The organism is Alloalcanivorax xenomutans, from assembly GCF_032810065.1.
GTDB lineage: Bacteria > Pseudomonadota > Gammaproteobacteria > Pseudomonadales > Alcanivoracaceae > Alloalcanivorax > Alloalcanivorax xenomutans.
In genome coordinates, this window is sequence record NZ_CP136538.1 from 4,176,407 (window position 1) to 4,191,107 (window position 14,701).

The 14,701-nt window shown below is 62.7% G+C and carries 14 protein-coding genes and 1 pseudogene; 6 read left to right on the forward strand and 9 right to left on the reverse strand.

The annotated features are described in order from the left end of the window. From RYH70_RS19300 to RYH70_RS19325, 6 genes are all read left to right on the forward strand, one after another. Complete coding sequence (locus RYH70_RS19300) at positions 1-1,734, forward strand: fumarate reductase/succinate dehydrogenase flavoprotein subunit (RefSeq protein WP_317009531.1); 1,734 nt, start codon at positions 1-3, stop codon at positions 1,732-1,734. Between the two features lie 19 nt (positions 1,735-1,753). Next, positions 1,754-1,987: a 4Fe-4S dicluster domain-containing protein gene (locus tag RYH70_RS19305; protein ID WP_014996441.1), complete on the forward strand. Its 234-nt coding sequence runs from the start codon at positions 1,754-1,756 to the stop codon at positions 1,985-1,987. 7 nt (positions 1,988-1,994) lie between these two features. Further along, a complete protein-coding gene (locus tag RYH70_RS19310; RefSeq protein WP_317009532.1) occupies positions 1,995-2,951 on the forward strand; it encodes a HEAT repeat domain-containing protein in 957 nt (318 codons plus the stop codon). A 30-nt stretch (positions 2,952-2,981) separates the two neighbouring features. Continuing rightward, on the forward strand, positions 2,982-3,305 hold the full coding sequence (gene fdxA, locus RYH70_RS19315) for a ferredoxin FdxA (protein ID WP_317009533.1): 324 nt from the start codon (positions 2,982-2,984) through the stop codon (positions 3,303-3,305). Between the two features lie 64 nt (positions 3,306-3,369). Beyond that, complete coding sequence (locus RYH70_RS19320; protein ID WP_317009534.1) at positions 3,370-3,705, forward strand: DUF971 domain-containing protein; 336 nt, start codon at positions 3,370-3,372, stop codon at positions 3,703-3,705. Positions 3,706-3,805: 100 nt separating this feature from the next. Further along, positions 3,806-4,579, forward strand: a complete 774-nt coding sequence (locus RYH70_RS19325) for a ferredoxin--NADP reductase (RefSeq protein ID WP_284455399.1) — start codon at positions 3,806-3,808, stop codon at positions 4,577-4,579. 114 nt (positions 4,580-4,693) lie between these two features. On the opposite strand, the gene RYH70_RS19330 is transcribed toward RYH70_RS19325, so the two are convergent. The 9 genes and pseudogenes from RYH70_RS19330 to RYH70_RS19370 all read right to left on the reverse strand — a co-directional run bounded on the left by RYH70_RS19330 (position 4,694) and on the right by RYH70_RS19370 (position 14,701). Beyond that, the gene (locus RYH70_RS19330) at positions 4,694-5,593 is read right to left on the reverse strand and encodes an NAD(P)/FAD-dependent oxidoreductase (RefSeq protein WP_284455398.1); all 900 of its coding nucleotides are present in this window, start codon (positions 5,591-5,593) and stop codon (positions 4,694-4,696) included. A 27-nt stretch (positions 5,594-5,620) separates the two neighbouring features. Then, complete coding sequence (locus tag RYH70_RS19335; protein ID WP_031228234.1) at positions 5,621-6,070, reverse strand: Rrf2 family transcriptional regulator; 450 nt, start codon at positions 6,068-6,070, stop codon at positions 5,621-5,623. 171 nt (positions 6,071-6,241) lie between these two features. Further along, complete coding sequence (locus RYH70_RS19340) at positions 6,242-8,368, reverse strand: TonB-dependent receptor (protein ID WP_022994813.1); 2,127 nt, start codon at positions 8,366-8,368, stop codon at positions 6,242-6,244. A 255-nt stretch (positions 8,369-8,623) separates the two neighbouring features. Continuing rightward, positions 8,624-10,060: a cobyric acid synthase gene (locus tag RYH70_RS19345; protein WP_116027909.1), complete on the reverse strand. Its 1,437-nt coding sequence runs from the start codon at positions 10,058-10,060 to the stop codon at positions 8,624-8,626. A gap of 76 nt (positions 10,061-10,136) precedes the next feature. Then, a complete protein-coding gene (cobO, locus tag RYH70_RS19350; RefSeq protein ID WP_022994811.1) occupies positions 10,137-10,748 on the reverse strand; it encodes a cob(I)yrinic acid a,c-diamide adenosyltransferase in 612 nt (203 codons plus the stop codon). Continuing rightward, on the reverse strand, positions 10,741-12,063 hold the full coding sequence (locus RYH70_RS19355; protein ID WP_055100435.1) for a cobyrinate a,c-diamide synthase: 1,323 nt from the start codon (positions 12,061-12,063) through the stop codon (positions 10,741-10,743). Before RYH70_RS19355 ends, cobO begins: the two co-directional genes overlap by 8 nt. 277 nt (positions 12,064-12,340) lie before the next feature. Next, a pseudogene (locus RYH70_RS19360) lies at positions 12,341-12,856 on the reverse strand (ABC transporter ATP-binding protein); the annotation flags it as partial. Next, positions 12,853-13,845, reverse strand: coding sequence for a FecCD family ABC transporter permease (locus tag RYH70_RS19365; protein WP_022994808.1), 993 nt, complete (start codon positions 13,843-13,845; stop codon positions 12,853-12,855). The gene RYH70_RS19365 and the pseudogene RYH70_RS19360, both read right to left, overlap by 4 nt. Continuing rightward, entirely contained in the window at positions 13,832-14,701 is an 870-nt protein-coding gene (locus RYH70_RS19370) for a cobalamin-binding protein (protein WP_026948283.1), read from the reverse strand. The genes RYH70_RS19365 and RYH70_RS19370 overlap by 14 nt, the downstream gene beginning before the upstream one ends.

Consider the following 14,701-nt stretch of genomic DNA (forward strand, 5'->3'; position numbering starts at 1 on the left):
ATGAACTTCGACGACGTAGCCATCATCGATACCGATGTGCTGGTGATCGGCGGCGGCACCGCCGGTCCAATGGCCGCGGTGACGGCCAAGGAACGTTACCCAGACCTCGACGTGACCTTGCTGGAGAAAGCCAACGTAAAACGCTCCGGTGCCATCTCCATGGGCATGGACGGTTTGAACAACGCCATAGTCCCCGGTCACGCCACTCCGGAACAGTATGTCCGGGAGATCACCATCGCCAACGACGGCATCGTCCACCAGCCGGCGCTGATGGCGTATGCCCAGCGGTCCTACCCGATGATCGAAAAGCTAGATTCCTGGGGCGTTCATTTCCAGAAAGACGAAACCGGTGACTACGACATGAAAAAGGTGCATCACCTCGGCACCTATGTCCTGCCAATGCCGGAAGGCCACAACGTCAAGAAAATTCTCTACCGGCGCTTGCGCCGCCACCGGGTCAAAGTGGAAAACCGCTATCAGGCCACCCGGTTGCTCAAGGACACCTCGGGCAATGTTTCCGGCATGATCGGCATCAATACCCGCACCGCCGAGCCCATCATCATCCGCGCCAAGGCCGTGGTGATGGCCACCGGCGCGGCCGGTCGCATTGGGTTGCCACATTCCGGCTACCTGTTCGGCACCTATGAAAACCCGGCCAACTCTGGCGACGGCCACGCCATGGCCTATCACGCCGGCGCCGACTTGGCCAATCTCGAATGCTATCAGGTCAACCCGTTGCTGAAGGACTATAACGGGCCGGCCTGCGCCTATGTCACCGGACCGCTCGGCGGCTTCACCTCCAATGCCTTCGGCGAACGTTTCATTGAATGCGACTACTGGTCCGGGCAGATGATGCTGGAGTTCTTCAAGGAACTGGAATCCGGCAAGGGACCGGTGTTTCTGAAACTCGATCACCTCGCCGAGGAAACAATCCAGGAAATCGAAACGGTCCTGCACACCAATGAGCGTCCCAGCCGCGGCCGCTTCCATGACGGCCGTCATGTCGACTACCGCAAACGCATGGTCGAGATGCACATTTCCGAGATCGGCTTCTGCAGCGGCCACTCCGCCTCCGGCGTCTGGGTGGATGAGACCGGCGCCACCACCGTGCCAGGGCTGTACGCCGCCGGCGACATGGCATCGGTGCCGCACAACTACATGCTGGGTGCTTTTGTGTATGGCCAGATCTGCGGAGAAAGCGCCGCGGACTTCGCACAGCGGCGTAGCGAATTTGAACTGGACAAAACGCTGATCGAGGAGGAGCTGATCCGCCTTCGTGCGCCATTGGAGCGAGCCGACGGCATCCCTCCGGAACAGATGGAGTACAAAGTCCGGCGTCTGGTCAACGACTACCTGCAACCGCCGAAGGTCAGCCGCCGCATGGAGATCGGTTTGGAACGAATTCTATCGGTCCGTGCCGACCTGCCTTTGCTCAAGGCCGGCGACGCCCACGAGCTGATGCGCGCCATGGAAGTGCACTCCATCGTCGATTGCGCCGAGATGGCCGCCCGCGCCTCACTCTACCGCACCGAGTCGCGCTGGGGCCTGTACCACTATCGCGTGGACTTCCCCGAAACCGACGAGCAACAGTGGTTCTGTCACAGCCGTCTGTACAAGGACGATTCCGGCGCCATGGCCAGTGGAACCCGTCCGATCGCCCCGTACATCGTTTCACTCGGCGACGACAAGGACGCCTACAACCAGTTGCGCGTGAAGAAAGCCGCCAACGCTTGATTCCGACGAGGAGATTCCCATGCCTATCGCCCATCATCATAGCGCCGTGCCCGTTACCGTCGATGCGGATAAATGCATCGCCGATAAAGGCTGCACCGTGTGCATCGACGTCTGCCCTCTGGATGTGCTCTGGATCGACGAGAGCACCGGCAAGGCCCACATGAAGTACGACGAGTGCTGGTACTGCATGCCTTGCGAAGCGGACTGCCCGACCGACGCGGTCACCGTGAACATCCCCTACTTGCTGCGCTGAGGTGCCCATGAACGCGTTTGACGATCCCGAACTGCAGGAACTGGCCGAACGCCTGGCCTCGCCGGATCCCGGCCTGCGCCGCGTGGCGGTGTTGGACCTGGTTGACTGCCCGGAGCCAGAGGCGGTGACGCTGCTGATCCAGGCACTCCGGGACCCCGACCCGCAAGTGCGGCAGGAGGCCGCCAAGGTAGTCGATGAATTTGAATCCGAGGATATGGCCGACGCACTGATCGCCGCGCTCAACGACAGCGACGAGGTGGTGCGCAACGCCGCCGCCCATGCGCTCTCGGATCTCAAGGACCCGGCCGCGGCCAAACCGCTGATGGCCGCCCTGGAAGAAAGCCGCGACCCGTTCGTGGTGGCGGGTATTCTGCGAGCGCTGAAGCCGTTGCGTGAACCTGCCGCCCGCGAGCCGGCATTGGCTCGTCTGAATGCCGCCGATCCCGCTGTCCGCCGTGAAGCCGTGGGGTTACTCGGCTGGCTCAAGGAGGAACGCAATCTCCCGGCACTGATCAATCGTGCCCGCGACGACGATGATGCCGAGGTACGCCGTGCCGCCGTCGGCGCGCTGGTTTATGCCGAGCCGACCTCGGTGGCCGAAGCGCTCCAATACGTGGTTGGCGATCCGCACTGGCAGGTGCGTGCCGAAGCGATGAACAGCATTGGCAAACTCAATCATCAGGACAGTCTGTCTCTGCTCATCGAAGCCACCCGGGATAACACCTGGCAGGTGCGTGAAAAGGCCGCCGACGCCATCGGCAAGCTGGGCCGGGTAGAAGGCATTCCGGCACTGGGCGAGTGCAGCCGCGATGCCATGAGCAATCTGCGCAAGGCCGCCATCGGCGCGCTCGGCGCCATCGCTCACGAACAATGCCGACCCTATATTCAAACCGCTCTGGATGACCCGGACCCGGACGTTCGCAAGCTGGCCCGTTGGGCGCAGTCGAAGTTGAGCGCCGCCTGACCAACGGCCATCGCCTGCAAGGAGACGACGATGACATTCGTGGTGACCGAGAACTGCATACGCTGCAAATACACCGACTGCGTGGAAGTGTGCCCGGTGGACTGCTTCCACGAAGGAGAAAACTTCCTGGTAATCGATCCGCAGGTCTGTATCGATTGCGCGCTGTGTGTACCGGAATGTCCCGCCGGCGCCATCTATGCGGACAACGAGCTGCCCGAAGGGCAGGAGATGTTCGTGGCACTGAATGCGGAGCTGGCCAAGGTCTGGCCGGTACTGGCCGAAGCGTCGGAGCCCCTGCCCGACGCCGAAGCCTGGGAGGGCAAGGGCAACAAGCTTCAGTACCTGCAACGCTGAGTGCGCGACAACTTGTCATGACAGGTTATCCCAGGCAAAAACCAACCCGGAGCCAGAAACGATAATGACACACCACACCGATCTCAACGCCCCGGAGGAAATCCACCTCCGCAATGGCGGGCGCACTCTGGAGCTGATCTGGGAAAATGGCGGGATTTCCCGCCTCGCCAGCACCTCTCTGCGCCGAGCCTGTCGCTGCGCCCACTGCGAGGCGGCCCGGCGGCGCGGCACTGACCGGGTCGACGGCGACATTACGATCCGAAACGTGGCCATGGCCGACCTCGGCGCCCTGCAATTGACCTTCTCCGACGGCCACGACCGCGGCCGTTTTCCCTGGAACTATCTTTACCGTCTCGACGATCTTCACCGCCTCGGAAACAACGTGGAGGCGCCAGCGTGACACCAACCAGCGAACGCCGTCGCCGACATTACGGCGCGCACGCTTTTAACCTTCCCCAAAGAGGGTCGAATTCAACTTTGCCTGTTATTGGAGGATAGACATGGCTGCCATTGGTAAAGAGAACGTGCTGAGTGTGCACCATTGGAACGACACCCTGTTCAGCTTTCGCACCACTCGCGATCAGGCCCTGCGCTTCGAGAATGGCCACTTCGTCATGATCGGCCTGGAGCTGGACGGCAAGCCACTGATGCGCGCCTATAGCATCGCCAGCGCCAACCATGAAGAACATCTGGAGTTTCTCAGCATCAAGGTACCAGATGGTCCGTTGACCTCACGGCTTCAGCATTTGAAGGAAGGAGACGCGCTGATCGTCAGCCGCAAACCCGTCGGCACCCTGGTGGTACACGACCTGAATCCGGGTAAGAATCTGTTCCTGCTCGGCACCGGTACCGGTCTGGCGCCCTTCATGAGCATCATCAAGGATCCTGAGATTTATGACCGTTTCGACAACATCATCCTGGTCCACGGGGTCCGTTATGTGAGCGAACTGGCTTATCACGATTACATTCACCAGGCGCTACCCGCACACGAATTTCTTGGCGAGTGCATTCGTGAAAAACTGGCCTATTATCCTACCGTGACCCGGGAGCCGTTCCGCAACCGGGGGCGGATCACCACCCTGATCGAAAGCGGCAAACTCACCGAGGACCTCGGCCTGCCGGCGCTGAATCCGGAAACCGACCGCGTCATGCTGTGCGGCAGCCCGGCAATGCTGGATGAACTGACCAGGATGCTGGACGCCCGTGGTTTTCAGGCGTCTCCCCATCAGGGACAACCCGGTGACTATGTGATCGAACGTGCTTTCGTGGAGTAGTGAGCCGGCCGCGTCCCGCAAACCAGACGACCTAGCCGCCGCAAGAACCAGCCCCGCTGGCGAATCGGCTCCAGAGCAAAGGATTCGCCAGCACGGCTGCCTACCACGGTGGTGTCAGCCGCTTGCCGGCAAACCGAATAGCAAAGCCCGGTGCGCCCCCATGGCCGCCATGGTGCCGTCCGCCATCGCCAGGGTAACGTTGCCGGCGGCGCGGGCCGTGTCGCCACAGGCGAAGATGCCGGGGATCGACGTCGCCTTGAAGTCGTCGGTATCGACGACGGTCCCAATGGGCGTTTCGTCCAGTTTGCATCCCAGTTGTTCCGCCAGCGAACCGGCCGGCGCCACCTCGGAGGCCACGAACAGGCCCGCCAGCTCGATCGCCCGCCCATCGGCCAGCTCTACCGTGGCCCGCTCACCGGACACCGAGATCACCGGTTTGGCTTCCACGGTAACGCCCCGCTTCGCCAGATCCTGTTGCTGCTCCTGGTCCAGGGTCAACACGCCATTGGTGAAAAACGTGGTGGGCCCCCACTGCGGAATCAATTGCGCCTGATGCAGCGATATAGGCCCACTGGCTAGCACCCCGAGCGCACCCCGGTTCAATTCGTAGCCGTGGCAGTAAGGGCAGTGAAACACCGAACGTCCCCAACGTTCCTTCAATCCCGGAACGTCGGGCAAGGTGTCGGAAACGCCGGTGGCGAGGATCAGGAAGCGGCCGGAGAACCGGTCGCCATCGGCGGTGCCCACGGCAAACCCGTCATCAAGCCGGCTTGCCGATACAGCTTCGCCATCACGCCAGGTGAGATCCGGATAGAGCATTAACTGCCGCTTCCCTTCAGCGGCGATCTCCCCCGGCGGGCGCCCATCCTGGGCCAGAACGCCGTGGGCAGCATCGGCGAAGCGGTTACGCCGCAATCCGCTGTCGATCACCAGCACCTTGCGGCGAGCACGCACCAGCGGCAGCGCCGCGGACATGCCGGCATAGCTGCCGCCGATAATAATGACGTCAAACATAACAGCCTCCGGCGAACGTAGCCGCGGTCAGGAGGAACAGTGAGAGTGGTCCCGCCGTTGCAGGCCACGATGAAAATCCCGGCTCAGATCCGCCAGGGTCACATCACGCAGGCGCGCCATCAGTACCGCTTCGGCCTGTTGGAACGCGTCGTTCATGTGAGCGTTGACCGCTTTTTCCACCAGGCAGCCAGGCGATTCGGTACGGTTGCCCATGGCGAACACCGCCGGCTCGCCCAGTGCCACATAGATGTCATGCAGAGTGACGGTGTCGAAATCGCAGCACAGACGCCAACCGCCCCCGTGCCCTTTGACCGAGGTCACCAGCCCCTGCTCGCGCAGCCCGGCAAGAGTGCGACGGATCACAACCGGATTGGTCTGCATGATCCCGGCCAGGGCCTCGGAGGTAACCGGCCCTTCCATTTCCGCCATGTGCAGAAGCACGTGGAGCACACCTGATAATCTGCTGTCTCTCTTCATGCAACAAACAATATTACATGAAAAGAGAAAAGACAAGCTAGGCAGCCGATGCCCGGCTTGCCGATACAGTGTGAGAAAAACCGGGGATAGCGGCGCTGGGGAAGAGCCGCCCTGTCCCGGTTTACGAAAGCAGGAAGTTGACGACGGCGCGGGCTTGCCGCGCCGGCCGCCTCACCATTGATACTGGTATCCGATCTTGGCGGTGATGCCCCGGGCGGGAATATGGCTGGTGTTTCTGCCGTTACGCAGCAACTGACCATAAACGTGGTAGTAATCTTCGTTGAACAGATTTTCCACGCCGAGATCCACGCTGTGCCGTCCCTGCTGGTAACGGGTGCTGTAATCGACGGTGGAGTAGCTGTCCACTTTACGACTGCCAAAGCCCACTTCATCGTCGAAGGCATCATCCCGGGAGCCGCTGTAGTTCGCCTGCAGCCGGTGAGACCAATGACGTCCGGAAGCGTATTCAACGTAGACGTTCAACTGCAAGGGAGGAATACGATACCCGTTCAGTGCCTTCCATTTTCTGTCGGCCCTGTCATAGCTTTCCCCTTCCATCCAGCTCAACAGGCCACCCAGCCGCCATTGCGCGTTCAGTTGATGGTCCATCGTGGCTTCAACGCCGTGGATCCGTTCCTTGGCGCGGCGCTGGGCAAAGGCAAAGTCCTGAATCACTACCGGACCAAGATCCGATGTGTTGTAGAACAGTGCCAGACTGGCCTGGGTGGCACCCCAATAGCCTCGCGCGCCCACTTCATAGTTATCCGTCTTGATCGGTTCCAGCTGGGAATCGCCAACATCGAAATCGGACGGCGCGATGCGTAACTGCAAGCCCAGATCAGGCAATTCGAAGCCTTGGGAATAATTGGCGTAGACATCCACCGTGTCGTTCAGTGCATAGATGAGACCGGCGTTGAACAGGACGTCATCAAAATCCACTTCCCCGCCCTCGATCTGATTCCCCTCTCCCAGAGTGGTGAAGTCATTGAAGGACGCCTCCGCGTACTCGTACCGGACACCGGCTTCGCCACGCAGTTGATCACTGAAGTTATGTTCCAGTTGGGCAAACACGGCGACGGTGTCCTGGGTCACCGGCGGCATGAAAAGACGATCACCGGTATCGATATAGACCAACCCGCCACTATTGTCGTAAGCGCTACCGTCGTAGGTGGTCACCGGCATTTCGGTTTTTTCCCGCCCGCTATCCAGCCCCCAGCGGAGTAAAGCGGTCTCGCTCAAATCGGTGTTGACGGTGAGGCGACCGCCATAACTTTCACTGTCCAGATAGGTTTGGACCAAGGCGCCCCAAGAGGGAATTCCGCGCGCGTCGAACGGCGTGAAACGGGCATGATAGTCGCGATAGTAGAGCTGGGCATCCACCGCGCCAACACGGGTGTCGCCCGCGTGCCAGGCCAGATTCAACAGGCTGTTGCGGGTCCGGTTCTGTTCATTCAGGTGCAGCCCGGATATTGCTTTTGCACGGGCCTCGCCGGGGGGGACATCATCGACCGCCGGGTCGGAGGCGTAATCGGTATCCTGCTTCGCGTCCAGGTGACTGCCCGACAATGTCAGCGTGCCCGTCGGCAGATGCCAATTGAGCTTGCCACCCAGACTCCAGGTTCCGGTGTCCGACATGTCCCCCTGGCTCGGCTCGGGCGCGATGCGGCGCCCGTTCCCGTCATAGAAAGCGCCTTGCTCTTCCCACGCCAGGTTAGCGCCATAGTCCAGATCGCCCCGGGCGCCCCCGACGGATTGCTCTCCCCGGTACCCCAGACCATCCCCGGTGACCTTGGACAAGGCACTTTGCAATTCCAGTTTGGTGACCGCTTGGGAACGGTTGCGGCGGGTGATGATGTTGACCACGCCACCGGCGGCGCCGCTGCCATACACAGCACTGCCGCCTCGCAGCACCTCAATTCGCTCAATGTTGGCGGGATCGATGTTCATCAGATCACGGCTGATGTTCCGGCTGGTGTTCTGTGGAATGCCGTCGATCAGAACCAGCAGGTTTCTGCCCCGCAAGGTCTGGTTGAAATTGGTCAGCGTCTGGCTGGCCGGGGCCATGCCCGGCACCGTTTTCGCCAGCACTTCGCCAAGGTTAGCGGCGGTGCGCCACTGGGTTTCCAGCTCCTCACGCTCAATAACAGTCACCGCATGGGCCAGTTCGCTGGCCGCCATACTCTGGCGAGTGGCGCTGACCACAACCTGGTCCAGTTCGTTCGCGCCGGTCTCTTCCGCCCATCCGGACAACGGCGCCAAGACCGACACCAGCACCGGCAGGATTGTTTTGTTCGTCATGAAAAATCGTTCCCGATAACAGATCGCAAACCGACGAACCGAATTCCCGGTTCCTCGATTCATCGGACCCCAACAAGAGCCTGTTTAAGGCCTCCAGGAGCCCCTCGGATCATGCCCTTCCCCTTTGGCATGGTGTTGTTATGCCGTGGCGGGTCACCGCCTTTTGCACCATGCGATGGTAATGAGAACTATTCTTGTGAGCAAACATTCCGACGCCCAAACAACCAAAGCGCCACTTATCCGTACCATGGTCCATTAAGTCGGCACAAAATCCTGCAAATAATGCCGTAACGAAGTGAGGTCCAAGTGCTGTTCAACACTGTCGGCCAGACGATCCAGATCGGTCTGACGATGTTGCTGGTAGTCCACCGCCGCGGCTTGGGAGGGTTTCAACAGGGCATCACAGGCCCCGGCCCGATCAAACAGGCCATGCAGGTAGCCGCCCATCACCTGGCCGTCGTCACTGACCGCACCGTCCAGGCGTCCGCCCACATCGAACAGCGGCCGTTGCAGCGCCGGCCCGCGGGTGACGCCATTGTGAATCTCATAGCCGGTAACGGCTTCACCACCGGGCAGCAAACGCGCCACCACCTGCCGCAGCTGCTTGCCAGCCACCAGAGTGGTTTCCATATCCAGCAGCCCCAGTCCATCACTGCTGCCGGGCTGTCCCTCAATACCGTCCGGATCGTGTATCGCCCTGCCCAGCATCTGGAAGCCGCCGCAGATGCCCAGCAGTCGCCCGCCGTAACGTAAATGACGCTGTAAATAAGGCTCCCAGCCTTGCTCCCGCAACCATTGAAGATCGGCGCGGGTGTGTTTGCTGCCAGGCAGGATCACCCAGTCAGCCGGCGGCGGCGTTTGTCCCGGTCCGATCAGGTGCAAGGCAATACCAGGATGCAGGCGCAGCGGATCCAGATCATTGTGATTGCTGATGCGAGGAAAGACCGGCACCACCACGTTCAGCGCCTCACCGTCATGCTCACCGGCATCGGCCACCGCGTCTTCCGCGTCCAACAACAGGCCATGCAGATAAGGCAGCACGCCGAGCACCGGTTTGCCAGTGCGTTGCTCCAGCCAGTCCAGGCCGCTTTGCAGGAGAGCCGGATCGCCGCGAAAGCGATTGATGACGAAACCCACTACCCGGTTGCGTTCACTTTCACAGAGCAGCTCCAACGTACCCACCAACTGCGCGAAGACACCGCCCCGGTCAATGTCCGCCACCAGAATCACCGGGCAATCCACCGCTTCGGCAAAGCCCATATTGGCGATATCGTTCTCACGCAGATTGATCTCCGCCGGACTGCCGGCGCCTTCGGCGATAATCACCGGGTAACGCGCGGACAGATCACGCCACGCCGCCAGCACCGCCTCGCGGGCGGTGTTTTTGTAATCGTGATAGGCAATGGCGTCCATGTTGCCGAGCACCTGCCCGCGCACGATCACCTGGGCACCACGGTCGGTCTGCGGTTTGAGCAATACCGGGTTCATGTCACTGTGCGGCGCGAGGCCACAGGCCAGCGCCTGTAACGCCGTGGAGCGCCCGATCTCGCCACCATCGTCGGTCACCGCGCTGTTCAGCGCCATGTTCTGCGGCTTGAACGGCGCCACCGCCACACCCTGCCGCGCCAGCCACCGGCACAACGCCGCCACCACCGTACTTTTTCCGGCATCCGACGTCGTGCCCTGCACCATTAATGTCACCGAGCCGCCGGTCACACGGAAAGGCGCGCTCTGATTTTCACTGTTCACTGTTAACTATTCACTGCCTTTAAAGCTCTATTCCTTTCTGCGCCTTCACCCCCAGATCCTTGAACGCGTGCTTCACCACTTTCATCTCGGTGACGGTGTCGGCCAGTTCGATCAATGGCTTCGGTGCGTAACGGCCGGTGACCACCACGTGTTGCATTTCCGGGCGGTCCTGCAGGTCATCCAGCACCGCGTCCAGATCCAGATACTCGTAGCGCAGGGCGATGTTCAATTCGTCCAGCACCACCAGTTTGTAGTCCGGGTCGCGCAGCATACGGCGCGCCTCGGCCCAGGCGGCTTCGGCGGCGGCCACATCACGTTCGCGGTCCTGGGTATCCCAGGTGTAGCCTTCACCCATGACGTGGTAATCCACCAACGGCTGCGCGCGGAAAAAGCGCTCCTCGCCGGTTTTGAACGCTCCCTTGATGAACTGCACCACGCCGACTTTCATGTCATGGCCCAGAGCACGCGCCGCCATACCGAAAGCGGAACTGCTTTTGCCTTTGCCGGGACCGGTCAGCACCAACAGCACGCCTTGGCTGTTCCGCGCACGGGCGATCCGTTCCTGCATGATTTTCTGTTTTTTCGCCATGCGCTCGGCATGGCGTTGCGGGGTTTTGGCGTCTTCACGCATGGTCTTTATCTCCAACAAACAACGCCGCCACCGCTTCCGGCGCCGACGGAAAATAGCCGTGAAAGTAACTGGCGGTCAGATTGCCTTGATGGAACACCGGCTCACCGCCGGTGCCGCTTTGTTTTTCACTATGCTGATCCGGCACGCGTGGCGTTTCCAACCTGGAGTAGTGGAAGGTATGCCCACGCAGCTGCCCCCGTGGCAATGACAAGGCGTGCATGCCAAGCCCCTGCAGGCGTTCCATCATCCGCGCCGCGCCGGGCAGCAGGCCAAGCATGGCGTGGCGCCGGCCCTTGTTGTCCACCAATGTCTCCATGCAATACATCAGCCCGCCGCATTCCGCCAGGATCGGCTTGCCTTGTCGATGGTGGTCGCGGATCGACGCCCGCATGGCCAGATTCGACGATAACGCGCCGCCATGCTGCTCCGGGTAGCCGCCGGGCAACCAGAGCGCTTCCGCCTCCGGCAACGTCCGGTCATTCAACGGTGAGAAAAAACACAGCTCGGCGCCCATGGCGGTGAGCAGATCCAGGTTGGCCTGATAGAGAAAGCCGAAGGCGGCGTCCCTGGCCACCGCGATGCGACGGCCGGCCAACAGCGCCGGCGGCGGCGCCGGACAATTCGCGCTCAACGTCACCGCCTCCGGCAACCGGTCCAGGCCCGCCTCCGCCAGCACCGCCGCCACCGCATCCAGGCGCCGGTCCAGGTCGATCAATTCCTCCGCCTGCACCAGCCCCAGATGCCGCTCCGGCAACGCCAGGTCCGGGTGGCGAGGCACCGCGCCCAGCAGCGACAACGACGGCGGCAACGCTTCGGCCAGCATCTCACCGTGGCGCGGGCTGCCCACGCGGTTGGCGATCAGTTGCCGAACTCGCAGTTCCGGCCGGTAATCCGACAAGCCCTGGGCGAGTGCGGCAAAGGTCTGCGCCATGCCCGACGCATCGATTACCGGAATTACTGGCAAGCCACACAGCACTGCCAGATCAGCACTGGAGGGCGAGCCATCGAACAGGCCCATGGCCCCCTCCACCAGCACCAGGTCCGCGTCACGGGCGGCCTCGGCGAGGCGCCAGCGGCACTCCGCTTCGCCAGTCATCCACGGCTGCAATTGATACACCGGTGCGCCGCTGGCGCGGGCCAGGATCATCGGATCGAGATAATCCGGGCCAAACTTGAATACCCGCACACGGCGGCCGGCGTTGCGGTGCAGGCGCGCCAGGCCGGCGGTGATCAGGGACTTGCCCTGCCCCGATCCGGGTGCGCTGATCAGAGCGGCGGGCGCGCAGCCCTCCACTCGGGAAACCGCTTGTGTCATGAAAGGCGGTCCTTATGTAAGAGAGTCACCCCGGCAGGAATACCCGGGTGCCGTTTATTTCGGTAACCATAAGCCGTTGCCGGTAGAGCTTCTCCAACGCCTCCGGTATCAGCATGGCATCGGCGGGCCCATGGCACAGCTCACCGTCGGGATAGAGCAGCAGGACCCGGTCACACCAGCGCGCGGCCAGGTTCAGATCATGCAGGCACAGACACAGGCCCGCGCCCTGTTGCGATTGCTGTTCCAACAACCGCATCACCGCCACCTGATGATGCAGGTCGAGGTGATTGGTGGGTTCGTCCGCCAGCCATAGGGCCGGCTGTTGGGCCAGGGCCGTGGCCAGGGCCAGACGCTGACGCTCGCCGCCAGACAGGGTACTGACCAGCCGTGGCTCCAGGTGGCTCAAATCCAGTTGCCGCAAAGCGTCCCGGGCCCGTTCCAGATCCGCCGCGGTTTCCATGCGCCACGGCGGCAGGAACGGATGTCGGCCGATCAGCGCGGTCTCCAGAACGGTGGCGGGGAAACCGTCCTGCCGTTCCTGAAACACCACCGCCAGCCGCTGCGCGACCTGACGGCGGCGCCATTGAGACAGTGGTTTGCCATCCAGCAGCACCTGCCCGGAGCGCGGCGCGCGCAAGCCCGCCAGGGTATGCAGCAAAGTAGTCTTGCCGGCGCCATTGGGGCCGAGAATGCCCCAGCGCTGCCCTGGTTCGATACGCAGACTCAGCGCCCGTCCGGATACCCGCCCGGGCACATCGATGATCAACTCGCGAGTTTCCAGCGCGCTCATCATCGGCTCCGGTACAGCAGGAACAGGAACACCGGCACCCCCAGCAGCGCCGTGATCACACCCACGGGCAACTGTTGCGGCGCCAACAGGATACGGGCCAGGGTATCCGCCAGCGTCAGTAAGATGCCGCCGGCCAGGGCGCTGGCGGGCAGAATCAGGCGCTGATCATTACCCAGCACCAAACGCAGTAAATGAGGCACGATCAGGCCGACGAAGCCGACGCTGCCGGCGGTGGTCACCGCCACCGCGGTGACCAGGCTGGCCAGCACGTACACGGAGGTCTCCAGCGGCCGCACCGCGACGCCCAGAGCCGCCGCTTGCAGCGGCCCGCGCGCCAGCACATTGAGAGGGCGCCCCAACGGCAACATGGCCGCCACCGCGACCACCAGTACCAACCAGGCCCAACCCGGGGCGCCGGCGTGAGAGAGATCCCCCATCAGCCAATACAGCATGCCGGGCAAACGCTCCGCCGGGCTCATGGTAAGCAGAAAGCTGATCACCGCGCTCCACCCCGCCGCCACCACCACGCCGGTAAGCAGCAACCGGGTCGGAGTCCAACTGCCACCGCCCCGGGCCAGGCCGAATACCAGCAACGTGGAGAGCAGGGCTCCGGCGAAAGCGGAACCGGATACCAGCACCGCTCCCGCGCCCAGCAGCATGGCGCCAAGCGCGCCGACGGCGGCGCCACCGGACAATCCGAGCACGTAAGGATCAGCCAGCGGATTGCGCAACAGCACCTGCATCAGAGCGCCGGCCAGAGCCAGCAAACCACCGGTGGCGAACGCCGCCAACGCCCGGGGAGCACGCAGCGACCAGATCAGATCCCGCTGCAGTTCGTTGCCGCCGCCGGTGAATACCGCCCACAGATCGGCGGCGCCCAGCGGCACGCTGCCCACCGCCACCGCCAGGGCCATGGCCAGCACACCCGCCAGCACCAGAACCCACAGCGCGGTCCAGGGGTAAGCACGCGCCGGCGCGTCAACGCCGGGCACGGGCCTGCTCCAGGTGCTTGCACAGTCGGCGGGTGCCTTCCAGCATGCGCGGCGTGGGCCTTTGCAAGGTGGAAGGCGGAACGAAGAACAGGTTGTCGCGACGCACCGCGGTGAGCGAACCGAACTCGCGCCAGGGATCGAGCCAGGCCGGGTTATCCTCGCCCATGCCGCCGGCGATGATCACCTCCGGGTCCGCGCCCAGCACCGCTTCACGGCCGATGCGCGGCGTCAACGCCGGCAACCCGCCGAACACATTGACGCCGCCGCACAGACGGATGGCTTCGCTGATCAGGTGCCGGTCGTTCACCGTCATCAACGGTTCTTCCCATACCTGATAGAACACGGTGACCGGCTTGGCGTCGCCGTGGCGTTGGCGCAGCGCCTTGATACCAGCGCGGAACTGTTCCGCCACCGGCTTACCCACCGGCTCGGTACCGGCCAGTCTGGCGAACCGTTCCAGAGTGCCGCCGATCATTTCGAAGCGGACTGGTTCGCTGTAATAGACAGTGAGGCCGAGCCGTTCCAGCTGTTCGATCTGAGCGGCCGGATTACCGCTGCGCCAGGCGATCACCAGATCCGGCTTGAGCGCCAGGATCGCTTCCAGGTCCAGCCGTTTATAGCTGCCCACCCGGGGCACTTTGCGCGCCGCCGGCGGCTCGTCGCTGAAGCTCACCGCGCCCACCACCTGCTCACCGGCACCGGCGGAAAACAGCAGCTCCACCGCGCCCGGCGACAGCGCCACGATACGTTGCGCGGGCTGTTCCAGGCAGACTTCACGGCCGGCGTCATCCTCGACACAACGGGGTGCCGCCATGGCGGCCAGGGGCAACAACGCGATCAGTACCGTCGATACCAT

Excerpts from the sequence above, each read along its gene's own strand:
- RYH70_RS19300 (WP_317009531.1), top strand. The coding sequence starts at position 1 with ATGAACTTCGACGACGTAGCCATCATCGATACCGATGTGCTGGTGATC.
- RYH70_RS19305 (WP_014996441.1), top strand. The coding sequence starts at position 1,754 with ATGCCTATCGCCCATCATCATAGCGCCGTGCCCGTTACCGTCGATGCG.
- RYH70_RS19310 (WP_317009532.1), top strand. The coding sequence starts at position 1,995 with ATGAACGCGTTTGACGATCCCGAACTGCAGGAACTGGCCGAACGCCTG.
- fdxA (WP_317009533.1), top strand. The coding sequence starts at position 2,982 with ATGACATTCGTGGTGACCGAGAACTGCATACGCTGCAAATACACCGAC.
- RYH70_RS19320 (WP_317009534.1), top strand. The coding sequence starts at position 3,370 with ATGACACACCACACCGATCTCAACGCCCCGGAGGAAATCCACCTCCGC.
- RYH70_RS19325 (WP_284455399.1), top strand. The coding sequence starts at position 3,806 with ATGGCTGCCATTGGTAAAGAGAACGTGCTGAGTGTGCACCATTGGAAC.
- RYH70_RS19330 (WP_284455398.1), bottom strand. The coding sequence starts at position 5,593 with ATGTTTGACGTCATTATTATCGGCGGCAGCTATGCCGGCATGTCCGCG.
- RYH70_RS19335 (WP_031228234.1), bottom strand. The coding sequence starts at position 6,070 with ATGAAGAGAGACAGCAGATTATCAGGTGTGCTCCACGTGCTTCTGCAC.
- RYH70_RS19340 (WP_022994813.1), bottom strand. The coding sequence starts at position 8,368 with ATGACGAACAAAACAATCCTGCCGGTGCTGGTGTCGGTCTTGGCGCCG.
- RYH70_RS19345 (WP_116027909.1), bottom strand. The coding sequence starts at position 10,060 with ATGGTGCAGGGCACGACGTCGGATGCCGGAAAAAGTACGGTGGTGGCG.
- cobO (WP_022994811.1), bottom strand. The coding sequence starts at position 10,748 with ATGCGTGAAGACGCCAAAACCCCGCAACGCCATGCCGAGCGCATGGCG.
- RYH70_RS19355 (WP_055100435.1), bottom strand. The coding sequence starts at position 12,063 with ATGACACAAGCGGTTTCCCGAGTGGAGGGCTGCGCGCCCGCCGCTCTG.
- RYH70_RS19370 (WP_026948283.1), bottom strand. The coding sequence starts at position 14,701 with ATGGTATCGACGGTACTGATCGCGTTGTTGCCCCTGGCCGCCATGGCG.